Raw genomic sequence first — 26,425 nt, 5'->3', positions numbered from 1 at the left:
GGCCGCGGCGGCAACAAGGCTGAAGGCGCACGCGCCGGCGGCAACAACAAGGGTCCCGGCGCGGGCGGCAAGCCGCGCACGCCGCGTGCGGGCGGCGCCCGCAGCGAAGGCGGTCAGCGGGGCGACGATTGGCAGCCGCGCAGTGCGTCGGCGCACGAATCCCGCTTGGGTGTCGTCGGTGGCGGCCGGGGACGCCAGGGCCGCTGATCCCCGCAGGGCGGCCCGCTGAACGCGCTGCCGCCCCGCATCCGTCCCATATAAACGTAAGCCCGTGACGAATCAGGCGATTTTCCCGTTTATCTGGTAAAATCAATGGTTTTCATGGCTTCGCGTCATGGCTTTTTGCTGGAAGCACTGGTTTCTCAAGTGCGCTTTACCGCAAAAAGCACGTCGGCTGCATGTGTGCCGACCGGGCGCTCGGCTTTGTGCTGGCGTGTTGGCGTGCCCAGGGGCGCTGCTTGCAGCAGTCTCGTTGGAGCGAGCCGCTATCTGCGGACGGCGCACAGGCGCCACGGCATTGATCCCAACCCCGGTCAGACCGGGGCGGGCAGTCAGGACGGCGCAAGCCAAAAATTAGGTCGCAATATAGGGCACTGCCCAGCATTGCTCCTTACGTGCAGTAGGGAAGCGGCTGGGCTCTGTGCAATATCGGTGGGCTGGGCGTGCAGCCCATTTTTTTTGAGTATATGGCTGATTTATTCGCATTGACCGAAGAGGCTCTGGCCGGCATGGACGTCGAACTCGTCGACGTGGAACGTGCCGCCCTGGGTCTTTTGCGCGTCACGATCGATCGGGTCGGCGGTGTGCGCATCGAAGACTGCGAGCAGGTGTCCCGTCAATTGTCGCGGGTCTATGAGGTCGAGAACATCGACTACAAGCGCCTCGAGGTCGGGTCGCCGGGCGTGGATCGCCCGCTGCGCACCGAGGCCGAGTTCCGCCGGTTCGCAGGCGAGCGCATCGAAATCAAGCTGCGCGAAGCATTGGACGGCCGCAAGGTCTTCTCGGGCACGTTGACCGTGCCGGAAGACGACGCCACTGCTTCCGACGCGGCTGCTGGCATGCACAAGACCGTGTTCGGTCTCGAATTTGAGGCAAAAAAGAACGAAGTCCAGGTGTTGAATTTCACGGTCGAAGACATCGAGCGTGCAAAACTGGATCCCGTTCTGGATTTCAAGGGCAAAAAGCGATGAGTCGCGAAATTCTTCTGTTGGTCGATGCCTTGGCGCGTGAAAAGAACGTCACGCGTGACGTCGTGTTCGGCGCTCTCGAAAGTGCGCTGGCCTCGGCCATGAAAAAGCGCTTCAAGGATGATGCGGACATTCGTGTTTCCATCGATAGGGAAACGGGAGACCACGAAGGCTTCCGCCGTTGGCTGGTCGTGCCCGACGAGGCCGGCCTGCAAGAACCCGACAAGCAGGAAATGCTGTCGGACGCGGAGGAAATCGTCCCCGGCATCAAGGAAGGCGAGTACATCGAAGAGCCCCTGGAGCCCATCGAATTCGGCCGTATCGGCGCCCAGGCTGCCAAGCAGGCGATCCTGCAAAAGATCCGCGACGCCGAGCGCGAACAGGTGCTGAACGACTTCCTGGACCGTGGTGAAACCATCGTTTCCGGCACGATCAAGCGCATGGACAAGGGCGACGCCATCGTTGAAACCGGCAAGATCGAAGCGCGCCTGCCGCGCTCCGAAATGATCCCCAAGGAAAACCTGCGGGTTGCCGATCGCGTGCGCGCCTTCGTGTTGCGTGTGGACCACGCCGCGCGTGGCCAGCAGGTCATCCTGTCGCGCACGTCGCCCGAGTTCATCCGCCAGCTGTTCGAGAACGAAGTGCCCGAGATCGAGCAGGGTCTGCTCGAGATCAAGGCCGCGGCCCGCGATGCCGGCGTGCGTGCGAAGATCGCCGTCGTGGCATACGATAAGCGTATCGATCCCATCGGGACGTGCGTGGGCATGCGCGGTTCGCGCGTGACCGCCGTGCGCAACGAACTCGGCGGCGAGCAGGTCGACATCGTGCTGTGGTCGGAAGACCCCGCGCAGTTCGTCATCGGCGCGCTGGCGCCGGCCAACGTCGAATCCATCGTCGTCGATGAAGACAAGCATGCGATGGACGTCGTGGTGGACGAGGAAAACCTGCCGAAGGCCATCGGCGCCAAGGGCCAGAACGTGCGCCTGGCATCCGAACTGACCGGCTGGCAGATCAACATCATGACGCCGGAAGAAAGCCTGAACCGCCAGGAAGTCGAGCGTTCGGGTCTGCGCACCACGTTCATGAGCAAGCTGGACGTCGACGAGGAAGTCGCTGACATCCTGATCGACGAAGGATTTACCGGTATCGAGGAAATCGCTTACGTGCCCATGCAGGAACTGCTGGAAATCGAGGCGTTTGACGAAGACACCATCAATGAGTTGCGCGCCCGTGCCCGCAATGCGCTGCTGACCGAGGCAATTGCCCAGGAAGAGCGCCTTGAGACCGCACAGGATCTGCTAGAACTCGAAGGCATGACGCCGGAACTGGCCGCCAAGCTGGCCGAGCGTCAAGTGCATACGCGTGATGATCTGGCCCAATTGGCCACGGACGAACTGGCGGAAATCGCCGGTCTGACCGAACAGGAAGCCAGCGATCTCATCATGCGTGCCCGTGCCCATTGGTTCGACGAAGAATAACCATAAGGACACGGGTCTGCGGTGGAGGATGCTTCCGCTTCGTCCATCGCAAGTTCACGTTGTTTGTAATAGCTGCCTATAGGGAAGAGAGAGCCTAATGTCGAGTAATACCGTCGCCCAGTTCGCTACCGAGCTGAAAATGCCTGCCAACGTGCTGCTGGATCAGCTGCGTTCGGCTGGCGTTGACCTCAAATCGGTTGACGATTCCGTCACCGACAGCGACAAGGCGAAATTGCTCGAATCGCTGCGTCGCGCACACGGCGCAACCGAAGGCAAGAAGATCACGCTGACGCGCCGCCAGACTTCCGAGATCCGGCAAGCCGACGCCACGGGCCGTTCGCGCACGATCCAGGTCGAAGTGCGCAAGAAGCGCGTCTTCGTCAAGCGCGACCCGTCCGAACTCGCCCTGGAGCAGGCCGCCTCGGCTCGTCCCGAAGAGGAAGCTGCCGAGCAAGCCGCTCCGCAGGTTTCCGCACCGGCTGTGCCCGCAGTGCCCGAGGCGCCCGCCGCCGCCGAACCTCGCGAAACGGCGCCTGTAGAGGCCGAAGCTCCCGCCCCGGCCGAAGCGCCGCAGCAGGAGCCCGCCGCTGTCGAAGCCGCCGCCCCGGCCGAAGCGCCCGCGGCAACCGAATCCGTCGCGGCCGAAGCGCCCGCCCCCGTCGAGGCCAAAGCGCCCGAAGTTCAGGCCCAGCCTGAACCCGAACCGACGCCGGCGCCTGCTCCTGCCGAGCCCGTGGCCGAAGAGGCCAAGCCCGAAATCAAGACTGAAACCACCGAGCCCAAGGCTGAAGAAGCCAAGCCGGAACCTGCTGTGCTAGCCAATAAGTCCGAAACATCCTCCTCCCAGGCCGCCGCGCCTGTCGCCCAGGCGCAGCCTGCCGCGAAATCCGAATCCGTGAAGCCCGCCGCCAAGCCCGAGGCCGCTGCGCCCGCCGCTGCGCCCAAGGCAGCCTCGCGCGCCGACAATCGCCGTGCCGGGCCGCCGCTGGCCGCTTCCGCCACGACCGCTGGCCGCGACGAAGCCCGCCGCGCCGCCGAGGCCGAGGCCGCCGCGCTGCGTGAAATGCTGAACCGTCCCCGCAAGGTGCTGCGCGCGCCGGAACCGGAAGCGCCCGCTGCCGCGCCGATCTCCGGCACGCTGCACAAGCCGGCCGGCAAGCCCGGCGCTGCGCCCGCGGCCAAGAAGGACGCCAAGCCGGCCGCGCCTGGCGCCAAGAAGACCATCAAGACTGCCGAAGTGTCGTCGACCTGGTCGGACGATTCGTCGCGCAAGAAGCCCGCCGACAAGCCGGCAGCCCCGGCCAGCCGCGATGGCTGGCGTGCAGGCGGCAAGGGCGGTGGCAAGTCGGGCGGCCGTGGTGGCCGCAACCAGCAGAACGACCGCCGCAACGAGCCGGCGCCGCAGGAATTCATCGCACGTGAAGTCCACGTGCCGGAAACCATCAGCGTCGCCGACCTGGCCCACAAGATGTCCGTCAAGGCCGCCGAAGTCATCAAGCAATTGATGAAGCTCGGCCAGATGGTCACCATCAACCAGGTCCTGGACCAGGAAACGGCCATGATCGTGGTCGAAGAGCTGGGCCACGTCGCGATCGCCGCCAAGCTGGACGATCCGGAAGCCTTCCTGGACGAATCCGCCACCCAATCCGAAGCCGAGCAGCTGCCGCGCGCGCCGGTCGTGACCGTCATGGGCCACGTCGACCACGGCAAGACCTCGCTGCTGGACTACATCCGCCGCGCCAAGGTTGCCGCGGGTGAAGCCGGCGGCATCACGCAGCACATCGGCGCCTATCACGTGCGCACCGAGCGCGGCATGGTGACCTTCCTGGACACCCCGGGCCACGAGGCGTTCACCGCCATGCGTGCCCGCGGCGCCAAGGCGACCGACATCGTGATTCTGGTGGTTGCCGCCGACGACGGCGTGATGCCCCAGACGCGTGAAGCCATCCACCATGCCAAGGCTGCTGGCGTGCCCATCGTCGTGGCCGTCACCAAGATCGACAAGCCCGCCGCCAACCCGGACCGCGTCAAGCAGGAACTGGTTGCCGAAGAGGTCGTGCCGGAAGAATACGGCGGCGACGTGCCGTTCGTGGGCGTGTCCGCCAAGACTGGCCAAGGCATCGACGATCTGCTCGAAAACGTGCTGCTGCAAGCCGAAGTGCTGGAACTGAAGGCGCCGGAAGACGCGCCCGCCAAGGGCCTGGTCATCGAAGCCCGTCTGGACAAGGGCCGCGGCCCGGTCGCGACGATCCTGGTGCAGAGCGGCACGCTCAAGCGCGGCGACGTGGTGCTGGCCGGCGCAAGCTTTGGCCGCGTGCGCGCCATGCTCGACGAAAACGGCAAGCCGATCCAGTCGGCCGGACCGTCGATTCCCGTCGAGATCCAGGGCCTGACCGAAGTGCCGGCCGCCGGCGACGAGCTGATGGCGCTTTCCGACGAGCGCAAGGCGCGCGAAATCGCGCTGTTCCGCCAGGGCAAGTTCCGCGACGTCAAGCTGGCCCGCCAACAGGCCGCCAAGCTGGAATCGATGTTCGACAACCTCGGCGAAGGCACGCAAACGCTCACCCTTATCGTCAAGACCGACGTGCAGGGTTCGCAGGAAGCGCTGGTGCAATCGCTGGTCAAGCTGTCCACCGACGAAGTGCGCGTTCAGGTCGTGCACGCCGCCGTGGGCGGCATCTCGGAAACCGACATCAACCTGGCCATCGCCTCGCACGCCGTCGTCATCGGCTTCAATGTGCGCGCCGACGCCAGCGCCAAGAAGCTTGCCGAGAACAACGGCATCGACGTGCGCTACTACAACATCATTTACGACGCCGTGGATGAAGTTAAGGCCGCCATGTCGGGCATGCTGGCGCCCGAGAAGAAGGAAGAAATCATCGGCCTGGTCGAGATCCGCGAGGTGTACAGCATCTCCCGCCTCGGCAACATCGCCGGTTGTATGGTGCTCGATGGCATCGTGCGCCGCGATTCCCAGGTCCGCCTGCTGCGCAACAACGTGGTTCACTGGACGGGGCACCTCGAATCGCTGCGCCGCTTCAAGGACGACGTCAAGGAAGTCAAGTCGGGCTTCGATTGCGGCCTGACGCTGCGCGGCAACAACGACATCCAGGTGGGCGACCAGCTGGAAGTCTTTGAAATCAAGGAAATTGCGCGCACGCTGTAAAGCAGGCGCCAGGCATTGTTAATGAGCCGTCACAAGTCCAAAGCCATTCCCGGCCGCAATCTGCGGCTGGCCGACCAGATCCAGAAGGATCTGGCCGGGATCATCCAGCGCGAGATCGACACCAAACGCGCTGGATTGATCACGATTTCGGGTGTGGAACTGTCGACCGACTACGCGCATGCCAAGGTGTGGTTCACGGTTTTGGGCGCCGAGCCCGAAGCCGCCGCCACCTTGCTGAACGAGAAGGCCGGCTGGCTGCATTCGCAGCTCTACAAGCTTTTGCACATCCATACCGTCCCCACTTTGCGCTTCTTCCACGACGAGCAAGTCGCTCGTGGCATCGAGATGTCGATCCTCATCGACCGCGCAAACCGCCCCGGCCCGCACTCGGGCGTACCCGACGAGCCAGAAGACCAGTCCTGATCGGGCTGTCGTCACTGCTTCATTTTTTTTCCGGATTCCGACGATGGCTAAACGACGCGGGCTTGCGCTCGACGGTGTGCTGTTGCTTGATAAACCCGTGGGTTTGTCGAGCAATCACGCCTTGCAGCGCGCCAAACGCGCCATGGATGCGGCCAAGGCCGGCCATACCGGCACGCTGGACCCCTTTGCCACCGGCTTGCTGGTGTGCTGCATGGGTCGCGCCACCAAAATTTCCGGCGCGATGCTTGACGCCGACAAGGCATATCGCGCTACGCTGCAATTTGGATCGGAAACCGATTCCGGCGACCTGACGGGCAACGTCACGGCGACCGCCGAACCCGGTTTTACCGTCGAGGAACAGGCCCTGCGCGACGCGCTGTCACGTTTCTCGGGCACCATCGAGCAGATTCCGCCGATGTACTCCGCGCTCAAGCGCGACGGCAAGCCGCTGTACGAGTACGCCCGCGCGGGCATCGAACTGGAGCGGCCGCCGCGCCAGATCACGATATACCGCATCGAGCTGTTGTCCCTCACCGGGACGCAGGCAGAGATCGATGTGGCTTGCAGTAAAGGCACATACATCCGAACACTGGCCCAGGACATCGGGCGCGTGCTGGGCTGTTTCGCCCACCTGACGGCGCTGCGGCGCACGCACGTCGGGCCCTTCTCTCTGGAACGCGCCGTTGAACTGGAAGCCTTGCAGGCCATGCCAGACCCGAAGCAGGCATTGCTTGCACTGAACGAATTGCCGGAGGGCTTGCTGCCCTCCACCCTGACCTTAAAGGACTCGCTATGACTCGCGCCTTGCGCAACGTCGCCATCATCGCCCACGTGGACCACGGTAAAACCACCCTGGTCGACCAGCTGCTGCGCCAATCCGGCACCTTCCGCGAAAACCAGGCGCTGACCGAACGGGTCATGGACTCGAACGATCTGGAAAAGGAACGCGGCATCACGATTCTGGCCAAGAACTGTGCCGTGGAATATGAAGGCACCCACATCAACATCGTCGACACCCCGGGACACGCGGACTTCGGCGGTGAAGTCGAGCGCGTGCTGTCCATGGTCGACGGCGTGCTGCTGCTGGTGGACGCGGTCGAAGGCCCGATGCCCCAGACCATTTTCGTGACCCGCAAGGCGCTGGCCCTGGGCTTGAAGCCGATCGTCGTGGTCAACAAGGTTGACCGGCCGGGCGCCCGTACGGATTTCGTCATCAACGCCACGTTCGATCTGTTCGACAAGCTGGGCGCCACCGACGAGCAGCTGGACTTCCCGGTCGTGTACGCGTCGGGCCTGTCCGGCTACGCCGGCCTCACGCCGGATGTGCGCGAAGGCGACATGCGTCCGCTGTTCGAAGCCATCCTGCAGCACGTGCCGCAGCGCGAGGACGATCCCAACGGTCCGCTGCAGATGCAGATCATCTCGCTGGACTACAACAGCTACGTCGGCAAGATCGGCGTGGGCCGCATCAACCGTGGCCGTATGCGCCCGGGCATGGAAGTGGCCTACAAGTTCGGTCCCGACGGCCAGGGCGGCCGCGGCCGCATCAACCAGGTGCTGAAGTTCCATGGCCTGGAGCGCATCGTGGTGGACGAGGCCGAAGCCGGCGACATCGTGCTGATCAACGGCATTGAAGACCTGGGCATCGGTTGCACGGTGATGGATCCGGCCAACCAGGAACCGCTGCCGATGCTGCGCATCGACGAGCCGACGCTGACCATGAACTTCATGGTGAACACGTCGCCGCTGGCGGGCCGCGAAGGCAAGTTCGTGACCAGCCGCCAAGTGCGCGACCGCCTGGACCGGGAGCTGAAGTCCAACGTGGCGCTGCGTGTGCGCGACACGGGCGACGACACCGTGTTTGAAGTGTCGGGCCGTGGCGAACTGCACCTGACCATTCTGCTGGAAACGATGCGCCGTGAAGGCTACGAGCTGGCCGTGTCGCGTCCGCGCGTGGTGTTCAAGGAAATCGACGGCGTGAAGTGCGAGCCGTTCGAATCGCTGACCGTTGACGTCGAAGACGCCCACCAGGGCGGCGTCATGGAAGAGCTGGGCCGCCGCAAGGGCGACCTGCAGGACATGCAGCCGGACGGCCGTGGCCGTACGCGCCTGGAATACCTGATCCCGGCCCGCGGCCTGATCGGCTTCCAGAACGAGTTCCTGACGCTGACGCGCGGCACGGGCCTGATGAGCCACATCTTCCACGAATACGCGCCCATCAAGGAAGGCTCCATCGGCGAGCGCCGCAATGGCGTGCTGATCAGCCAGGACAACGGCGACGCCGTGGCCTACGCACTGTGGAAGCTGCAGGATCGCGGCCGCATGTTCGTGAACCCGGGCGATGCGCTGTACGAAGGCATGATCATCGGCATCCACAGCCGCGACAACGACCTGGTCGTGAACCCGATCAAGGGCAAGCAGCTGACCAACGTGCGCGCCTCGGGCACCGACGAAGCCGTGCGCCTGGTTCCGCCGATCCAGATGTCGCTGGAATACGCCGTGGAATTCATCGACGACGACGAACTGGTCGAAATCACCCCGAAGTCGATCCGTCTGCGCAAGCGCTACCTGCTCGAAAACGAGCGCAAGCGCGCCGCGCGCGAGTCCGCGGTCTAAGCTTGCAGGCGGCAGCCCGCCGCCGACAAGCCTGGCCAATGAAAAGCCGCGCACCTTTGGGTGCGCGGCTTTTTGCATGTTGGGCAGGAGCCAGACATCGCAGGGCGTGGCGCCGCCCGCTTAAGAGGCGCTGTGCTGGTGCCGGTACTCCTGCGTGCGTCCGCCATATCCGTAGGCGGCCGCGCGGGCGTCGATGACGTGCACATAGGAGCATTCGTGCAACTCGCCCAGGATGTCCGCGAAAGCCGCGTAGATCTCCTTGATGAAGCGCGCTTTCTCGGCCTTGGTGTTGGTCTCGTCCGTCACGCTGATATCCAGATGGAATGCGTTCTTGCCCAGTTCCGACAAGGGACGCCCGCCGATGAACCAGAGGTCGTGCGCAATGTGCTGCAGCGTGATGGCGATGACGGGCAGCTTTTTTCCGAGGACGGACTGGGTCAGCCTGGCGACGGATTCGACGATGCGGTGGTCGGTGGCGGCATCGGGCGTGCCGGAACGATGGATGACGATGTGGGGCATGAGGGCTCTCCGGGTGGGGTAGGTACGGCGCCAGTGTAGAAAGCGCATTGACATCGGAAAAGCGGGAATTTACGATTTCATCCATCGTATTTGCCGTTGGATAGGCCATGAGCGGATTTGACCTGGACCAGCTGCGCACCCTGGTTGCCGTGCTGGACGCGGGCAGCCTGACGGCAGCTGCGCCCAAGGTGTTCCTGTCGCAGTCTTCGGTCAGTGAACAGATGCGCAAGCTGGAGGACAGGGCAGGCCAGCCTCTGCTGGTGCGCGGCAAGACGGGCGTGCGCGCAACGCCCGCCGGCCAGCGCCTGCTGGCGCATGCGCGCACCATCCTGGCCCTGAGCGACGAGGCCTACCGCGACCTGCGCGGCGTGGCGCTGCGCGGCGAACTGCGCCTGTGCATCACGGATTACTTCCGCCCCGGCGACGTCGCCCGCCTGCTGCGGCGGCTGAACGAGCAATACCCGCAGGTGCGGCTGCACGTCACCATCATGAAGAGCGGGGCGATCGAGGCCGCTTACGAGCGCGGCGAGATCGACGTCGGCATCTCCATGGTCATCCAGGAGCGGGGCGCGGCGCGCGGCCGGGCCGATGGCGCGCTACTGCGGCGCGAACCGCTGCTGTGGATGGCAGCCGAGGGCGCGACGCCGCCGCTGGCCGACCCGTTGCCCTTGCTGGCCCTGCCGGAAACGTGCGCGTTGCGCCAATACGTTGAGCGGCTGTTGTCACGCCGCAGCCTCCCTTATGTCGTGTCGCACGAGGCGTCCGGCGTGGCGGGATTACAGCTGGCGGTGGCGGCGGGGCTGGGTGTGGCGTGCCTGAACGAATCGGCGCTTGGCGCCGGCATGGCGCGGCTGCAGGCGCCTGGCCTGCCGGCGTTGCCGTCGGTGGAATTCCGGCTGCTCGCGGCCCGCCCCGGCGAAAGCGAGTTCGTGGGGCTGGCGCGCGAGGCCATCGTCAAGGCGATGACCTGAGGCATTGCCTTGACGCAGGCCGGCTGCGCCCACGGGGCATGCGGCCCCGGACGGGCGTGCGGGATCAGGCGGGAAGGGAAGGGGCGTACTGCTCGTCGGACATCACGCGTTCGTGGAACTCGACTACCTTGCGCACGACCTTCACGGGATCGTCTTCGATGATGAAAAGATCCAGGTCATGCGCGCCGATCATGCCATTGCCGAGCACCTGATCGCCAAGCCATTCGGCAAGGCCCGACCAGTACTCGCTGCCGACCAGGACGATGGGCGCCGGCGGGACCTTGCCGGTCTGGATGAGCGTCAACGCTTCGAAGAGTTCGTCCAGGGTGCCAAAGCCGCCCGGCATCGCCACGTAGGCGAAGCTGTGCATGAAGAATGCCGCCTTGCGAGGGAAAAAGTACTCGAAGGACAGGCTGATGGTCTGGTATTCGTTGTTGTGCGCTTCGTGCGGCAGGCTGATGTTCAAGCCGACGCTCGTGCCTCCTGATTCGAATGCACCTTTATTGGCGGCTTCCATGATGCCGGGGCCGCCACCCGCGATGACGGCAAAGCCTGCTTCGGCCAGGGCCGCGGAAATCGCGATGGTGGTTTCATAGTACGGGGAATTACGGCTGACTCGTGCGCTACCGAAAACGCTGACTGCGGGCCCGATGTGTGCGAGCTTGTCTGCCGCCGTCCTTATCTCTGACATAATCAGCGGAATTTGTTTGCCGGCGGGTGTATCCATATCTGCCTTTGTAACCATGAAAAAAACCTTATTACTGGTCGACGGTTCAAGTTACTTGTACCGCGCTTTCCACGCTATGCCTGATTTGCGCAACGCGCAAGGCGAACCTACGGGTGCGCTTTACGGCGTGGTCAATATGCTGCGCAAGCTTGTATCGGACTATAAGGCAGAGTATGCCGCATGTATTTTCGATGCTCGCGGCAAGACTTTTCGGGACGACCTGTATCCGGAGTACAAGTCGCACCGTCCGCCCATGCCCGAAGACCTTGCAGCACAAATCGATCCCATCCATCGCGCGGTGCGCGCGCTGGGCTGGCCGGTGCTGGCAATCGAGGGTGTCGAGGCTGACGACGTCATTGGCACGTTGGCACATCGTGCCGCGCAGCACGACGTGCACACCATCGTCTCTACGGGCGACAAGGACCTGGCGCAACTGGTGAACAGCCACGTCACCCTGGTCAACACGATGAGCGGCGAGGTCCTGGACGAAGCCGGCGTCGTGAATAAATTCGGCGTGCCGCCCGACCGCATCGTGGATTACCTGATGCTGGTGGGAGACACGGTCGACAATGTGCCGGGCGTCACCAAGGTGGGCCCCAAGACGGCCGCCAAATGGATTACGGAGTTTGGCTCCATCGACAAACTGGTCGAAGGCGCCGAGGGCATCAAGGGGGTGGCCGGCAACAACCTGCGCGAGGCCATTCCCAATTTCCCGCTGACGCGCCAGCTTCTGACGGTCAAGTGCGATTGCGATCTGACCGGGCACGTCGACGGCGTCGATGACCTGACGCCGCGTGCGCGCGACGACGCGACGCTGACCGAACTGTACGAACGCTACGGGTTCCGCACCTGGCTGCGCGACCTGACCGGTGACGCCGAACGCGTGCCCGCGGGCGACGCCCGCATCGCGCACGAGGCGCCGGCCGCGCCCGAGACCACCGACTACCGCATCATTTCCGACTGGGCGGCGTTCGACGCCTGGATGGAACGGGTGCAACAGACTGCGCTGGTTGCGCTGGATACCGAAACGACGTCGCTGGACGAAATGCAGGCCCGGCTGGTGGGCTTGTCGATGTCGGTTGCACCCGGCGTGGCCTGCTACATCCCCGTCGCGCATCGGGGGCCGGATGGCGCGGTTCAGTTGCCCAAGGACGAGGTGCTGGCACGGCTCAAGCCGTGGCTGCAAGACCCGGCGCGCGCCAAGCTGCTGCACCACGCCAAGTACGACACGCACGTGTTCGCCAACGAAGGCATCCGCCTGGCGGGCGCCGCCGAAGACACCATGCTTCAGGCCTACGTGCTGGAGTCGCATCGCGGCGTGGGGCTTAATGACCTGGCGCAGCGCTTTTTGGGCCGCAGCGGCGTGTCGTACGAGGATCTGTGCGGCAAGGGCGCCAAGCAGATCGGCTTTGACGAGGTGGCGGTCGACAAGGCCGGGCATTACGCGGCCGAGGACGCCGACTTCACGCTGCAGCTGCATCAGGTGCTGCGCCCGATGGTCGCCGCCGACGAGGGGCTGGAACGCATCTATCGCCTGGAAATGCAGGTGTCGGCCGTGCTGACCACGATCGAGCGCAACGGCGTGAAGGTCGACGCCGCGGAACTGGGCCGCCAGAGCAACAAGCTGGGGCAAGAGATGCTGCAGCTCGAGCAGAAGGCCTACGAACTGGCGGGCCAGCCGTTCAATCTGAATTCTCCCAAGCAGCTGGGCGAGATCCTGTTCGGCCGCATGCAGCTTCCGGTGGTGCGCAAGACCGCGAGCGGCGCGCCGTCCACGGACGAGGAAGTGCTGAGCAAGCTGGCGCTGGACTACCCGCTGCCGCAGGTGCTGCTGGAGTACCGCGGGCTGTCCAAGCTGAAGTCGACGTACACCGACAAGCTGCCGCGCATGATCAATCCGGCGACCGGCAGGGTGCATACGCATTATTCCCAGGCCGCCGTCATCACCGGGCGCCTTGCGTCATCCGACCCCAACCTGCAGAACATTCCGGTGCGCACCGAGGCCGGCCGGCGCGTTCGCGAGGCATTCATCGCCGAGCAGGGCATGTTGCTGTCCGCGGACTATTCGCAGATCGAGCTGCGCATCATGGCGCACGTCTCGGACGATGCCAACCTGCAAAGCGCCTTCGCGGCGGGCGAGGACATCCACCGCGCCACCGCCTCAGAAGTGTTCGGCGTGCCGCTGGAGGGTGTGACGACCGATCAGCGCCGTGCCGCCAAGGCCATCAACTTCGGTCTCATCTACGGCATGGGCGTGTTCGGCCTGGCATCCAACCTGGGCATCACGCGCGACGCCGCGCAGGCCTACATCGACCGCTACTTTGCGCGCTATCCGGGCGTGGCGATGTACATGGAGAACACGCGGCGCCTGGCGCGCGAGCAGGGCTACGTGGAAACCGTCTTCGGACGCCGGCTGCAGTTGCCGGAAATCCGGGGGGCGTCGGGTCCGCGCCGGCAGGGCGCCGAGCGCGCGGCGATCAACGCGCCCATGCAGGGCACGGCGGCCGATCTCATCAAGATGGCGATGGTGGCGGTGCAGGACTGGCTGGACGCCGAAAACCTGAAAACGCGCATGATCATGCAGGTGCACGATGAACTGGTGCTGGAAGCGCCCGACGACGAGCTGGATGTGGTCAAGGAAGCGCTGCCGCGCCTGATGTGCAACGTGGCGACGCTGCGCGTGCCGCTGGTGGCGGAAGTGGGCGTCGGCAAGAACTGGGAGCAGGCGCACTAGGCTTTGACGGCGCTGGGCCGTCTTCGGACGGCCCATTTCCGATTTTCGGTTTGAAACAATATAATGTTGCGCTTCCCCCCGCCTTAATTCTCCCCCCTCATGTTGCTGCTCTGGGTTCTGCTCGCCACCATCACTGGCGGCCTGATTGCCGTCCTAATCGCGAGCTGGCTCGCGTACAAGGTCTTTGCCAAATACCTGCATCACATGGTGAGCCTGTCGGTCGGCGTGCTGCTGTCCGTGGCGCTCCTGCATCTGCTGCCCGAGGCATTCGAGACCGGGGTCGGCAACGCCCACGTGCTTTTCGGACTGATGCTGGCGTCGCTGATCGGCTTTTTCGTGCTGGAGAAGATTGCGCTGCTGCGCCACAGCCATCACCACGAGGGCGACGGCCACCACCATCACAAAGGCCACGACCGCCACGAGGCAGGGCGCGGCGGGATGCTGATCCTGATCGGCAGTTCGCTGCACAACCTGTGCGACGGCGTGCTGATCGCCGCGGCGTTCCTGACCGATCCGCTGCTGGGCGTGCTGACGGCCGCGTCGATCATCATCCACGAAGTGCCGCACAAGCTGGGCGACTTCGTGGTGCTGCTCAACGCCGGCCTGCGCCGCCGCCGCGCCTTTGCGCTGATTCTGTTCACCAGCTTGTGTTCAGCGGTCGGCGGCATAATAGGGTACTTCGTGCTGCAGCAGGCGCAGGAGTGGACGCCGTACATCCTGGTGATTGCCGCCAGCAGCTTCCTGTACATCTCGGTGGCCGACCTGATGCCGCAGATGCACGAGCGGGTATCCCTGTCCGATGCCGTCCCGCAATTGCTGCTGGTCGGTGTGGGCGTGGCGCTGATCTACAGCGTCACGACGCTGATGCACCACGGGCACGACCATGACGCACACGCGGATCAAGGCGTGTCCCAGGCGGAGCACGGCCACCGGCACTAGCGCAGGTGGCGCGGCGGGGATGGCCGGCTTTCGTCGACCCAACCAAGGAGTTCTCCATGAGTTTTTCCACCGCCGCCGGCAATGTTGCCCCCACCGTGATCCACACGGACACGCAGGGCCTGGTCCACGGGGATTTCAAGCTTCCCGTGACGGACGGTTCGATCGACGCGTATTACGCCGCGCCCGAAGGCCAGCGTGACCTGCCGGTCGTGCTGGTGATCCAGGAAATCTTCGGCGTGCACGAACACATCAAGGACATCTGCCGCCGGGTGGCCAAGGCCGGTTACCTGGCCGTCGCCGCCAACCTCTACCAACGCCAGGGCGACGCGTCGGTCTATACCGATATTCCCAAGCTCATTTCGGAAATCGTCAGCAAGGTGCCTGACGAACAGGTGTACGCCGATCTGGACGCCAGCGTGGCGTGGGCCGCCGCCAATGGCGGTGACGCGCGCCGCGTGGCGGTGACGGGTTTCTGCTGGGGTGGCCGCCTGACCTGGATGTACGCGGCGCACAATCCCGACGTGAAGGCTGGCGTGGCATGGTACGGCAAGCTCAGCGTGGGCCACGGCCCGCTCATCAAGCGCGTCGCGCTGGACGTGACCCACGAGCTGCATGGCCCCGTCCTGGGCCTTTACGGCGGCCGTGACGCCAGTATTCCGCTGTCGGACGTGGAAACCATGAAGGCGAAACTGGCCGCCGGCAACGCCGCCGCCAAGCAGTCCGAGATCGTGGTCTACCCCGAAGCCGACCACGCGTTCCTGGCGGACTACCGGGCCAGCTACCACCCCGAGGCCGCGAAGGATGGCTGGAAGCGGATGCTGGAGTGGTTCAAGCGGTATCTGTAAGGCGGGGAGGGTGAGCCACCAGGTTGGCCCACCGGATGTGCCCGATGCAAAAGAAAGCCGACCTGTGGGTCGGCTTTCTTTTGCATCAGCGTGCTTGGGACGGTATCAGACACCCGGCGGAGATAGCCGTCGACTTGGGGCTGGCGTCTCGATGGGTGTCTGACACCTGGGACTTGCTCGCCTGGGGCCTTACCTATTCACCATTCAATTGCCCGCCTCGCGCAGGCGGCTGGGCAGGAGCTCGCCGTGGCGGGCCAGCAAGGGGTACGCCGCCGCGCCCACCAGGTGCGAGTTGATGCCCTTCATGTCCCGCAGGATGTCCAGGTACAGCGCGCCCACTTCCGCGGCGTCGACCTGACCGGACTTGATCTTCTGCAGGTGGGTGTCGGCCGCCTGGGTTTCGATCGTGCGAAAGCGCGCCTTTTCGCCGGCCAGCGAGCGCGCCTGGCGCAGGTCGTCGTTCACGAAGAGCGCGGCGGCCGTGCGTTGGTTGGCGATGAGCTGGCCCAGGGTGTCATCCAGGCTGGCGCGTTGCTCGGGCGAGAACGTCCAGCCCTGCTTGCGCAGCTTGGCCACGTGGCTCAGCAGGCCGTGATGGGCGATATCGCCCGCATGGCCGATGTTGCTGGTGAACGCCAGAATGTCGTCCAGCCGCTGGAGGTCCTCGCGCGTCATGTTTTCCTGGTCCAGCGTCGCCAGGTAGGTGGTGATGGCGTTTTCCAGCTTGTCCAGCGCGCCGTCCAGCTGGCGCGCCTGCACCATGCGGTGGCGGTTGTCGCGCTTGAAACCGGCCCGCGCGTAGAGCAGCAGCGTCTGCAACATGTCGGCCATGCGCAGCGCCTCGCGCGCGGCATTGCCCAGCGCAACGGCGGGCACGTCGTGGGCCCATTCGTCCAGGTATTGGGGGCGGGACGGGTCGTTCGGGTCGGCGCGCTTGGGCAGCCAGCGGGTCAGCAGCGCGGCGTACGGCGTCAGGATCGGCAGGAAGGCCAGGGCGATGACGGCATTGAACAGGGTGTGGAAGTTGGCGACGGCGCGGGCGGGGTCGCTCGCCAGATCGCTCATCCAGGGCTCCAGGAAAGGCAGCAGCAGCAGCCCGGCCAGCACGCCCAGCACCCGCGTCAACAGATTGCCCAGCGGCAGGCGGCGGGCGGCGGGGTCGTCGCCGGTCACGCCTTCGATCATGGGATTGATCGCCGTGCCCAGGTTGGCGCCCAGCACCAGCGCAAACGCCACGTGCGGCGCGACCATGTTGTGGCTGGCCAGCGACATCACCAGCACCACGACGGCCACGCTGGAGTGCGCGGCCCACGTGAATGCGGCAGACAGCAAGACCGCGGCGACCGGCTGGGTCGACAGGGCGGCAAGGATCATCCCCAGCATGGGCGCGGTCTGAAACGGCGCGAAGAGTTCGACGAGCTGGTGCAGCGACAGCAAGAGCAGGCCCAGGCCGATGAAGACCCGGCCCAGGTCGCGGGTGCGGCCGGGCGGGTAGCGCCGGAACATCCAGACGCCGGCCAGGATCAGGATCGGGGCGAGCTCGGTCAGGTCGAAAGACAGCAGCTGGACGATCAGCGTGGTGCCCACGTTGGCGCCCAGCATCGCCGCCAGCGCCGGCACCAGACCGACCACGCCGCCCGCGGCAAATCCGGTGATCATCAGGCCGGTGGCGGTGCTGCTTTGCAGCGCGGCCGTGATGCCCAGGCCCGCAAAAAAGGCCCGCAACCGCGTGCCCAGGGCGCGTCCCAAGGCCGCGCCCAGCGCCGCCCCGAACGCGCGCTGCACGCCGGTTTGGACCATATGCACGCCCCAAAGCAGCAGCGCGACGTAGCCGGCGAAGTCAAGCAGGGTAATGAGTCCAGACATGCAGGCGTTTTTCCGTTCTTTTTATGACAAGTAATAATTCTGTAATGATCGCATGCCGGGGCAGGCTTTGACACCCGGCGCGAAGATACAGGATACGCCGGGCGGGGCTTTGCTGCGTGCGACCGGGCTCGCGCGTATCATTGCCTGATCGTTGGTGGATGTATTGGAGTTTGGCGTGGCCGTTTCCGTTTTCGATCTGTTCAAGATAGGCATTGGCCCGTCGAGCTCTCATACCGTGGGCCCGATGCGGGCGGCGCTGCTATTTGCGCAAGGGCTGGAGCGCGACGGCCTTGTTCCGCGCGTGGCCAGCGTGCGGGCCGAACTGTACGGATCGCTGGGCGCCACCGGCAAGGGGCACGGCACCGACAAGGGGGTGCTGCTGGGCCTGATGGGCGAGGCGCCGGATACGGTCGACCCCGCGGCCATCGCCGGCATGATTGCCTCGGTGCGCGCCAGCCGGCAGCTGCCGTTGCTGGGCAAGTATCCGCTGCCCTTCGTGGAAAAGGAACACATGATGTTCTACCGCCGCGAAGCCATGGCCGAACACCCCAACGGCATGAAATTCCACGCATTCGACGCCGACGGCCAGACCCTGCGCGAGGCCCGCTACCTGTCGGTGGGCGGTGGGTTCGTCGTCACCGCCGGCGCCTCCAACAGCCAGGTCATCGCGGCGCACGACCAGTTGCCGTACCCGTTTCGCATGGGTCGGGAACTGCTGGCCATGTGCCAGGACAACGGATTGACGGTGGCGCAGGTCATGATGCAGAACGAGCTGACCTGGCGCGAAACCTCGGAGGTCAATGCCGGCCTGGACCGCATCTGGCAGGTCATGCAGGACTGCGTGGCGCGCGGCTGCGGCATCAACTATCCGGAGGCGGACGGCGAGTTGCCCGGCCCGTTGCGCGTGCGCCGGCGCGCCCCCGAGCTGTACCGCAATCTCACCCAGCGGGCCGAGCGCACGTTGTCCGACCCGCTTTCCGTCATGGATTGGGTGAACCTGTACGCGATGGCCGTCAACGAAGAGAACGCCGCGGGCGGCCGGGTGGTTACTGCGCCGACCAATGGCGCGGCGGGCATCATTCCGGCCGTGCTGCACTATTACGACCGCTTCGTGCCGGGCGCCAACCGTGAGGGCGTGCGCGAATTCCTGCTGACCGCGGCGGCGATCGGGCTGCTCTACAAGTACAACGCGTCGCTGTCCGGCGCGGAGGTGGGCTGCCAGGGCGAAGTCGGCGTGGCCTGTTCGATGGCGGCCGGCGGACTGGCGGCGGCGCTGGGCGGGTCAGTGGAGCAGGTGGAAAACGCGGCCGAGATCGGCATGGAGCACAACCTGGGCCTGACCTGCGATCCCGTCGGCGGACTGGTGCAGATTCCCTGTATCGAGCGCAACGCCATGGCCTCGGTCAAGGCCGTGAACGCCGCCCGCATGGCGCTGCGCGGCGACGGTCAGCACTACGTGTCGCTGGATTCGGTCATCAAGACCATGCGCGAAACCGGCGCCGACATGAAGACCAAGTACAAGGAAACGGCGCGGGGCGGTTTGGCGGTGAATATCGTCGAATGCTGAGGTGCACGCACAAAAAAGCCCGCCGAAGCGGGCTTTTTTGTGGCCGCGGACCGGTCAGATCACGCGAGCATTCTGCAGCGCGGCGATGCGGGCCGGGATCGGCGGGTGCGAGGCGAACATGGCCGCCAGGCCGCCCTTGCCGGTGATGCCGGACGCTTCGAAGGACTTGGGCAGTTCGCCCGGTTCCAGGCCGCCCAGGCGGGCGAGCGCGCGGATCATCGGTTCACGGGCGCCCATCAGGTGGGCCGAGCCGGCGTCGGCGCGGTACTCGCGCTGGCGCGAGAACCAGGCCACGATGATCGAGGCCAGCACGCCGAAGATGATTTCACAGACCAGCACGGTGACGAAGTACCCGGGGCCGATGCCGCGTTCGTTCTTGAACACGACGCGGTCGATGAAGTAGCCAACCACGCGCGCCAGGAAGATGACGAAGGTGTTCACCACGCCCTGGATCAGGGTCAGGGTGACCATGTCGCCGTTGGCGATGTGCGCGACTTCGTGCGCCAGCACGGCCGCGACTTCCTCTTCGGTCATGCTTTCGAGCAGGCCCGTGGACACGGCGACCAGCGAGTCGTTCTTGAATGCGCCCGTGGCAAATGCGTTGGGGGCGCCTTCGTAGATGGCGACTTCGGGGCGGCCGATGCCGGCGCGGTCGGCCAGTTGGTGGACGGTGTCGACCAGCCAGGCCTCGCGCTGGTTGCGGGGCGAGTTGGGATCCAGCACCTGCGCGCCGGTGCTCCATTTGGCCATTGGCTTGCTCATGAGGAGCGAGATGATGGCGCCGGTGAAGCCGACCACGACCGAGAAGATCAGGAGCGCGTTGAAGTTGATCCCGTTGGCCGTGATGACACGGTCCACGCCCAGGATGCGAAGCGTGGCCGACAGCACGAGCATGACGGCCAGGTTGGTAATGACGAACAGAACAATGCGTTTCATGTTTTTTATATTCCTCTGCGAGGGGCAAATACCCGGACTTCGACATGGCGGAGCCTTGCCAGTTCCCCGACTCGCCGGCTCCTCGCCCGGTGACGGAGAGTATAGTATCGCTTTCCCTTATTCCTTCCCCCTTTTCCCTTAGCGTAGACCCGCATGCAAGCACTTTGGATGTTGGTGGCGTCCGCCATGTTCGCCATCATGGGGTCGTTCGTGAAGCTCGGCACCGAACACGGCGCATCGCTGCCGCAGGTCGTGCTCTTTCGCGGGCTGCCCTCGGTGATCCTGCTGCTGATCTGGGCGCGCGCCGGCCGCCAGTCCATCATTCCCACGAGTTGGAAGCTGCACATCTGGCGCAACCTGTCCGGCGTCACTTCGATGTGGCTGGGTTTTTTTGCCATCTCCCATCTGCCGCTCGCCACCGCCACCAGCCTGAACTACACGGCGCCACTGTTCATCGCCTGCTGGATGCTGGGATGGGGCGGGGCGCAGCGCGACCCGGTGCGGATCCTGGCCGTGGCGCTGGGCTTTCTGGGCGTGATCGCCGTGCTGCGGCCCAGCATCAACGACGACCAGTGGCTTGCCGCCTTGCTCGGCATGGGGGCGGGGGCCATGTCCGCCATTGCGATGATGCAGATCCGCCAATTGGGCCGCATTGGCGAACCCGAATGGCGCACCGTGCTGTTCTTTTCGGTGGCCGTGTGCGCCTCCAGCGCCGCCGGCCTGGCGTTCGAGGGCTGGGGCTACGCGGACTGGACCGGTTACCTGTCGCTCCTGGGTGTGGGCGTCGCGGGACTGTTCGGGCAGTTGGCCATGACCCGGGCGTTCGGCATGGGGTCGGCACTGCTGACCGCCGCCCTGCAATACAGCACCATCATCTTCGCGGCACTGATCGGCATGGGCTTCTGGGGCGACCATCTGGACGTCGTGGCCTGGGCCGGCATGGGCCTCATCATTTTCGCGGGCCTGCTGTCGGTGTGGCGCACCATGCGCGACCCCAAGCCGGGCTGATCCCGGCGCCCGCCGCTTTTCACACAGGAGCCCCATCGCATGACGACGACTCTGATCACCGCCGCCGATCTCTCTGCCCGTCTGGACTCGCCCGACGTGCGCGTGTTCGACGTGCGCCATGACCTGACCAATCATTCGGCGGGCCGCCAGGCCTACGACGCAGGCCACATCCCCGGGGCCCGCTTCCTGGATCACGAAACCGAACTGGCCGCCGCCCGCACGGGCAAGAACGGACGGCATCCGCTGCCCGACCGGGCGCAGTTTGGCGCCCTGATGGCCGCGCATGGCGTGACGCCCGGCACGCTGGTGGTGGCCTACGACGCCAGCGGCGGCATGTACGCGGCGCATCTGTGGTGGATGCTGCGCTGGCTGGGCCATGACCGGGTCGCCGTGCTGGATGGCGGGTGGCAAGCCTGGACGGCTGCTGGGCTGCCCGTCAGCCATGATCCGGCGCCGGCGGTGCAACCGGGCACGCCTGTCGAGCCGGGCAAGTCTCTGGCGGGCACGGTCGATGCCCAGGCGGTGCTGGCCAATATCGCCCAGCCGTCGTTCACGGTCGTCGACGCGCGCGCCGCCAACCGGTATCGCGGCGAAGTCGAACCCATGGACCCGGTGGCCGGCCATATTCCCGGCGCGCTGAACCGCCCGAACGGCGAAAACCTGCAGCCGGATGGCCGTTTCAAGACGGCCGAGCAATTGCGCGCGGAGTTCGGCAGCTTGCTGGCCGGGCGCGACCCTGCCTCCGTCGTCCACCAGTGCGGCTCGGGCATCACGGCCTGCCACAACCTGCTGTCGATGGAGATTGCCGGCCTGACGGGCTCGCGCCTCTATCCGGGGTCGTGGAGCGAATGGTGCAGCGATCCCGCCCGGCCGGTGGCCAAGGGCGCGTGAACGAACAAAAAGCCAGGGCAATGCACCCTGGCTTTTTTCATGGGCGGCGCGCGGCCTTTACCAGACGGCGGCCAGCTTGACGCGGCCGGACACGCTTTCGGCGATCTCCAGGAAGTGGTCGAGCGGCGGGGTCGCCAGCCCCGGCACCTTGGCCATGTCGTCCCAGCGCCGCAGACGTATCGCGTCCGGCGCGCCGGGCATGCTGGCAAAGTCGACCGCCTGGCCCGCGTCGAAACTGCCGCCCTGCAGCGCCAGGCTGCGGCGGGAATCGTCCGACAGCTTCGCTTCGTACTGCGGTTCCACATAGCAGAGGTAGCGCTTGGCTTCGACGTGCAGCCGAATGGGGTCCAGCACGGCGGAACTGAACAAGCCGCGCAGGAAGGGCAGCACGAAATACTGATGCTTGTCGTCGATGCCGCGCAGCGTGGGCGTGCCCGGCCGGTCGGCGATCAGATGGCCCAGGTCATGCAGCAGGCAGGCCGTGATGAGATGGGCTTTGGCGCCGTGCTGTTCGGCCAGGGCGGCCGTTTGCAGCGCATGGCGCAGATGGCTGACGGATTCGCCGTCATAGGACCGGTGTCCGCGTTCAAGGAAAAGCTGTTCGATGTCCTGCAGGGTCAAGGCCATGGTTGTCTCCTGAGTGGCCGCAAGGGGAAGAGGCGGGACAGTGACCGCGACGGTCAGCCGGCTGCCGGCGCCATCTCCAGAAAGCGCGCGATGAGTTGCACCGGTTGGCGCTCGCGCAAGCAGTACAGGTATTCGTTCATCACGATGCCGGCGTCCTGGATGTCCAGGGCCGCCAGATCGGGATGGGACGGAATTTCTCGCGACGGGATGAGGCTGATGCCCAGTTCGCACAGGATGGCCTGGCGGATCGACTCGCGGCTGCCGATCTCCAGCGTGCGGCGCACGGTGACGCCGGCCGCCCGCAGCGCGTCTTCGGTCAGTTGGCGCGTCATGGAGCCGGGTTCGCGCAGCAGCAGCGCATGCTCGGCCAGATCGGCCAGCCGCACCTGGCCACGCCGGGCCAGCGGATGATCGCGATGTGCCACCACGCGGATCGGGTCCGCGGCGATCTTGCGGCGGTACAGGTGCTTGTCATCCATCAGAAAGGAAGACGTGGCAATCTCGATGCGGTAATCCTGCAGCGCCTGCAGCATCGACTGCGAATTGCCGATCGTGACCGTCAGGTCGATGCCGGGATAGCGCTGGTTGTAGCGCCGCACGGTATCCATGATGTAGTAGGGGCCGGTCGCGCCAATGCGCAGGTTGCCCTCGCGCAGGTCGCTCGCGTCGCGCAGCCGGAAGTCGATCTCGGTCTCCTGCTGCACCAGCTTCTCGACCATCGGCATCAGGTTTTGCCCGGCGTCCGACAGCCGCATGCCGCGCCCCTGCCGATGAAACAGCTCGATGCCGTAGCGCGATTCAAGCTGGCGCAACTGCCCCGTCACCGTGGGCTGGCTGACGCCCAGCTGGGCGGCGGCCTTGGTGACGGTTCCGCAGCGGGCCACGGCATAGAAGGATTTGAGTTCGGCGACGAGCACGGTCGGGGTGGCGAAGGTTGGACGCAATGCGCAAGACCGCCAGTACACCAAAATAATTTGATGTTTTTATTACTGCATTTGCGCGAAGTGTCATAAACGCTCAATACGCGGCTCCCATACTGCCTTCGTTCCCAGACCGGAGGCCCCATGCCCCAACGCGATACCGCCTTTCTCTCCGTGCAGAATCTCGTGAAGCGATTCGGCAGCCACACGGCGCTGGCCGACGTTTCGCTGGATATCCGCGCCGGTGAGCTGGTGTGCCTGTTGGGGCCGTCGGGTTGCGGCAAGACGACGCTGCTGCGCGCGATCGCCGGCCTGGAGCGCCAGGACAGCGGAACCATCGTGCTGTCCGGCCGTGATATTTCCCATGCCGAGCCGCAGGCGCGCGACTACGGCATCCTGTTCCAGTCCTATGCGCTGTTCCCGAACCTGACCGTGGCCCAGAACGTGGCCTATGGCCTGAGCGGCAAGCGCGCCCATCGCAACCACGTCGCCAGCCGCGTCGAGGAAATGCTGACGCTGGTCGGCCTGGCCGGCGCGGCGCAGAAGTATCCCGGCCAGATTTCGGGCGGCCAGCAGCAGCGCGTGGCGCTGGCGCGCGCGCTGGCCCCGTCGCCATCGCTGCTGTTGCTGGACGAACCCATGTCGGCGCTGGATGCGCGGGTGCGTGAACACCTGCGAATCGAACTGCGCGCGCTGCAAAAGCGCCTGTCCATCACCACGCTGATGGTGACGCATGACCAGGAAGAGGCCATGGTGATGGCCGACCGCATCGCCGTGATGAATGGCGGGGTGATCGAGCAGTACGGCACGCCGCGCGAACTCTATCGGCAGCCGGGATCGGCCTTCATCGCCGACTTCGTGGGCGAAGCCAACTGGCTGCCGTTCGAACGCATCGATACGCATCGCGCCCGGGTGGGGCGGCAGGAGCTGGCGGTCGACGCGGCGCTGGACGCCCGTTCGGGCAAGCTCTTCGTGCGGCCCGAGGCCGTGCGCGTCAGCATGGCCAAGCCCGAAGAGCCCAACGCCATGCTGGCCGACGTGCTGGACGGCGTGTTCCTGGGGCGCAGCTACCGCCTTGCCCTGCGCCTGGAAGGCGTGCCCGGCGCCACCGTGCATTCCATCGTGTCCCCCGAAACCGGAGATGCCCTCTTGGGCCCTCACGCTGCCAGCCGTTGCTGGGTGGAGCTGCCGCGCCATGCGATACGCGCCTACGCTTGATCCGGCCATGAACGATTCGCGCGCCGTGGGTCAGACCGTGCCCCATTCCCCGGCTCCCGCCGCTTTCGCGCCGCTGCCCGCATTGGGGCGCCGTCCGCTGCCCGCCTGGATCGGCGCGCTGGGCCTGGCGCTGGGGCAGGGCGGTCTGGCGCTCTGCCTGCTGGTTTTCCTGGCGCTGCCCCTGGCGGCGATCCTCGTCAAATCGGTGATGGACGCCGATGGCGGCTGGGCCGGCCTGTCTGTCATCGCGGGCATCATCGGCGCCGATGGTTTCCTGGACATGGTGGGGCGCAGCCTTGCCGTGGGAATCGTGACGACGTTGCTGGTCGTGCCCTGCGCCTACGGCTTTGCCTATGGCCTCACGCGAACCCGTCTGCCGGGCAAGGGCATCCTGCGCACGATCGCGCTGTTGCCGCTGCTTGCGCCGTCGCTGCTGCCCGGCATCGCGCTGGTCTATCTGCTGGGCAATCAGGGACTGCTCAAGGGCCTGAGCGGCGGCGTCACTATTTACGGATTCTGGGGCATCGTGGTGGGCGAGGCGTTCTACACGTTTCCGCATGCGCTCATGATTTTGCTGACGGGCCTGGCGCTGGCCGACGGCCGCCTCTATGACGCGGCGCGCGCCATGGGCGCGGGCACGTGGCGCACCTTCATGACGGTCACGCTGCCCGGCACGCGTTACGCGGTGTTCTCGGCCTGCTGCGTGGTCTTCACGCTGACCGTCACCGACTTTGGCGTGCCCAAGGTGGTGGGCGGCGACTACAACGTACTCGCCATGGAGGCCTACAAGGCGGTGGTCGGGCAGCAGAATTTCCCCAAAGGCGCGGCCATCGGCATCCTGTTGCTGCTGCCGGCGCTGCTGACCTTCGTGCTGGACCGCCGGCTGCGGGCCCGTCAGGGCGCCCAGATGAGCGGCCGCGCGCAGCCTTACGCGGCCGGCGTGAACGGCCGCCGCGACGCGGCATTCCTGGCCCTGTCCGGCGTGATGGCTGCCTTTCTGCTGCTCATCATCGGTGTGGCGGTGTGGGCGTCGTTCGTGAAGATGTGGCCGTACAACCTGTCGATGTCGCTGCGTTCTTACGACTTCGACAACATGGACGGCGGCGGCTGGCTCGCCTGGCGCAACAGCCTGCAGCTCGCGTTCTTCACGGCGCTCGCGGGCACCCTGGTGGTCTTCGTGGGCGCGTGGATGATGGAGAAGGTGCCCGCGCGCGGCGCGATGGCGCGCGGCCTGCGCGGCATGGCCGGCATGCTGGCGCTGATGCCGATGGCGGTGCCGGGGCTGGTGCTGGGCCTGGGCTACATCTTCTTTTTCAATAGCCTGGCAAACCCCCTGAACGTGCTGTACGGGACGATGCCGCTGCTGGTGCTGTGCACGGTCGTGCACTTCTACACCAGCGCCCACCTGACAGCCGCCACGGCGCTCAATGCGCTTGACCCGGAGTTCGAGGCCGCCTCCGCGTCGCTGAAGGTGTCGCGCCTGACGACCTTCCTGCGCGTGACGCTGCCGATGTGCCTGCCCGCGGCGCTGGATGTTGCCCGCTACCTTTTCGTATCCGCCATGACGACGGTGTCGGCCGTGGTGTTTCTCTACAGCCCGTCGACGGTGCTGGCCGCCGTGGCCGTGCTTAACATGGACGACGCCGGCTTCATCGGTCCGGCCGCCGCCATGTGCACGGTCATCATGGCCAGCTCCGCCGCCGCCGCCCTGGTCCTGCACCTGGCCAGCCGCGCCCTGGTGGCGCGCACGCAGGCCTGGCGGCGCCCGGCGACCCGTTGATCGACCA

At 65.7% G+C, this 26,425-nt stretch carries 21 protein-coding genes and 1 pseudogene; 16 read left to right on the top strand and 6 right to left on the bottom strand.

Annotated features, from left to right (window positions below; translation table 11 throughout):
- The 7 genes and pseudogenes from HV786_RS27230 to typA all read left to right on the top strand — a co-directional run.
- Positions 1-207 (top strand): annotated as a pseudogene (locus HV786_RS27230) (23S rRNA pseudouridylate synthase B); the annotation flags it as partial.
- A 479-nt stretch (positions 208-686) separates the two neighbouring features.
- A complete protein-coding gene (gene rimP / locus HV786_RS15350) occupies positions 687-1,190 on the top strand; it encodes a ribosome maturation factor RimP (RefSeq protein ID WP_128828367.1) in 504 nt (167 codons plus the stop codon).
- Positions 1,187-2,665 carry a transcription termination factor NusA gene (gene nusA / locus HV786_RS15345; RefSeq protein WP_128827765.1) on the top strand — a complete coding sequence of 493 codons (1,479 nt, stop codon included), beginning with the start codon at positions 1,187-1,189 and terminating at the stop codon, positions 2,663-2,665. Before rimP ends, nusA begins: the two co-directional genes overlap by 4 nt.
- Before the next feature lie 97 nt (positions 2,666-2,762).
- Complete coding sequence (gene infB / locus HV786_RS15340; protein WP_175211182.1) at positions 2,763-5,831, top strand: translation initiation factor IF-2; 3,069 nt, start codon at positions 2,763-2,765, stop codon at positions 5,829-5,831.
- Positions 5,832-5,852: 21 nt separating this feature from the next.
- Positions 5,853-6,254: a 30S ribosome-binding factor RbfA gene (gene rbfA / locus HV786_RS15335; RefSeq protein ID WP_056322392.1), complete on the top strand. Its 402-nt coding sequence runs from the start codon at positions 5,853-5,855 to the stop codon at positions 6,252-6,254.
- Between the two features lie 43 nt (positions 6,255-6,297).
- Positions 6,298-7,050, top strand: a complete 753-nt coding sequence (truB, locus tag HV786_RS15330; RefSeq protein ID WP_128827766.1) for a tRNA pseudouridine(55) synthase TruB — start codon at positions 6,298-6,300, stop codon at positions 7,048-7,050.
- Positions 7,047-8,870, top strand: a complete 1,824-nt coding sequence (gene typA / locus HV786_RS15325; RefSeq protein WP_056322397.1) for a translational GTPase TypA — start codon at positions 7,047-7,049, stop codon at positions 8,868-8,870. The genes truB and typA overlap by 4 nt, the downstream gene beginning before the upstream one ends.
- Positions 8,871-8,990: 120 nt before the next feature.
- On the opposite strand, the gene HV786_RS15320 is transcribed toward typA, so the two are convergent.
- A complete protein-coding gene (locus HV786_RS15320; RefSeq protein WP_128827767.1) occupies positions 8,991-9,389 on the bottom strand; it encodes a tautomerase family protein in 399 nt (132 codons plus the stop codon).
- A gap of 107 nt (positions 9,390-9,496) precedes the next feature.
- Here HV786_RS15320 and HV786_RS15315 point away from each other — a divergent pair, with 107 nt between their 5' ends.
- On the top strand, positions 9,497-10,360 hold the full coding sequence (locus HV786_RS15315) for a LysR family transcriptional regulator (protein WP_175211181.1): 864 nt from the start codon (positions 9,497-9,499) through the stop codon (positions 10,358-10,360).
- Between the two features lie 64 nt (positions 10,361-10,424).
- Here the strand turns inward: HV786_RS15315 and HV786_RS15310 are convergent, their stop codons facing one another.
- A complete protein-coding gene (locus tag HV786_RS15310) occupies positions 10,425-11,087 on the bottom strand; it encodes an LOG family protein (RefSeq protein WP_476691492.1) in 663 nt (220 codons plus the stop codon).
- A gap of 16 nt (positions 11,088-11,103) precedes the next feature.
- On the opposite strand from HV786_RS15310, the gene polA reads away from it, so the two are divergent.
- From polA to HV786_RS15295, 3 genes are all read left to right on the top strand, one after another.
- Complete coding sequence (gene polA, locus HV786_RS15305; protein ID WP_128827768.1) at positions 11,104-13,821, top strand: DNA polymerase I; 2,718 nt, start codon at positions 11,104-11,106, stop codon at positions 13,819-13,821.
- 99 nt (positions 13,822-13,920) lie between these two features.
- The gene (locus HV786_RS15300) at positions 13,921-14,760 is read left to right on the top strand and encodes a ZIP family metal transporter (RefSeq protein ID WP_062838647.1); all 840 of its coding nucleotides are present in this window, start codon (positions 13,921-13,923) and stop codon (positions 14,758-14,760) included.
- Positions 14,761-14,816: 56 nt separating this feature from the next.
- Entirely contained in the window at positions 14,817-15,605 is a 789-nt protein-coding gene (locus tag HV786_RS15295) for a dienelactone hydrolase family protein (protein ID WP_128827769.1), read from the top strand.
- A gap of 204 nt (positions 15,606-15,809) precedes the next feature.
- Here the strand turns inward: HV786_RS15295 and HV786_RS15290 are convergent, their stop codons facing one another.
- Positions 15,810-17,471, bottom strand: a complete 1,662-nt coding sequence (locus tag HV786_RS15290; RefSeq protein WP_056322414.1) for a Na/Pi cotransporter family protein — start codon at positions 17,469-17,471, stop codon at positions 15,810-15,812.
- A 175-nt stretch (positions 17,472-17,646) separates the two neighbouring features.
- Here HV786_RS15290 and HV786_RS15285 point away from each other — a divergent pair, with 175 nt between their 5' ends.
- A complete protein-coding gene (locus HV786_RS15285) occupies positions 17,647-19,038 on the top strand; it encodes an L-serine ammonia-lyase (protein WP_128827770.1) in 1,392 nt (463 codons plus the stop codon).
- 54 nt (positions 19,039-19,092) lie between these two features.
- On the opposite strand, the gene htpX is transcribed toward HV786_RS15285, so the two are convergent.
- Positions 19,093-19,974 carry a protease HtpX gene (gene htpX / locus HV786_RS15280; RefSeq protein WP_056322419.1) on the bottom strand — a complete coding sequence of 294 codons (882 nt, stop codon included), beginning with the start codon at positions 19,972-19,974 and terminating at the stop codon, positions 19,093-19,095.
- Positions 19,975-20,127: 153 nt separating this feature from the next.
- Here htpX and HV786_RS15275 point away from each other — a divergent pair, with 153 nt between their 5' ends.
- Positions 20,128-20,982 carry a DMT family transporter gene (locus HV786_RS15275; protein WP_128827771.1) on the top strand — a complete coding sequence of 285 codons (855 nt, stop codon included), beginning with the start codon at positions 20,128-20,130 and terminating at the stop codon, positions 20,980-20,982.
- Between the two features lie 39 nt (positions 20,983-21,021).
- The gene (locus tag HV786_RS15270) at positions 21,022-21,873 is read left to right on the top strand and encodes a sulfurtransferase (RefSeq protein ID WP_128827772.1); all 852 of its coding nucleotides are present in this window, start codon (positions 21,022-21,024) and stop codon (positions 21,871-21,873) included.
- Between the two features lie 57 nt (positions 21,874-21,930).
- On the opposite strand, the gene HV786_RS15265 is transcribed toward HV786_RS15270, so the two are convergent.
- Positions 21,931-22,500: a phosphonate degradation HD-domain oxygenase gene (locus HV786_RS15265; RefSeq protein WP_056322428.1), complete on the bottom strand. Its 570-nt coding sequence runs from the start codon at positions 22,498-22,500 to the stop codon at positions 21,931-21,933.
- Between the two features lie 53 nt (positions 22,501-22,553).
- The gene (locus tag HV786_RS15260; RefSeq protein ID WP_056322757.1) at positions 22,554-23,417 is read right to left on the bottom strand and encodes a LysR family transcriptional regulator; all 864 of its coding nucleotides are present in this window, start codon (positions 23,415-23,417) and stop codon (positions 22,554-22,556) included.
- Positions 23,418-23,564: 147 nt separating this feature from the next.
- Here HV786_RS15260 and HV786_RS15255 point away from each other — a divergent pair, with 147 nt between their 5' ends.
- On the top strand, positions 23,565-24,638 hold the full coding sequence (locus HV786_RS15255; protein ID WP_062838651.1) for a putative 2-aminoethylphosphonate ABC transporter ATP-binding protein: 1,074 nt from the start codon (positions 23,565-23,567) through the stop codon (positions 24,636-24,638).
- The gene (locus HV786_RS15250; RefSeq protein WP_254599482.1) at positions 24,616-26,418 is read left to right on the top strand and encodes a putative 2-aminoethylphosphonate ABC transporter permease subunit; all 1,803 of its coding nucleotides are present in this window, start codon (positions 24,616-24,618) and stop codon (positions 26,416-26,418) included. The genes HV786_RS15255 and HV786_RS15250 overlap by 23 nt, the downstream gene beginning before the upstream one ends.
- The last annotated feature ends 7 nt before the right edge of the window (positions 26,419-26,425 follow it).

This window comes from Achromobacter mucicolens, from assembly GCF_902859725.1.
GTDB lineage: Bacteria > Pseudomonadota > Gammaproteobacteria > Burkholderiales > Burkholderiaceae_B > Achromobacter > Achromobacter mucicolens.
Note: the sequence above shows the minus strand (reverse complement) of the source record. Positions and strands in the feature narration are given on the sequence as shown.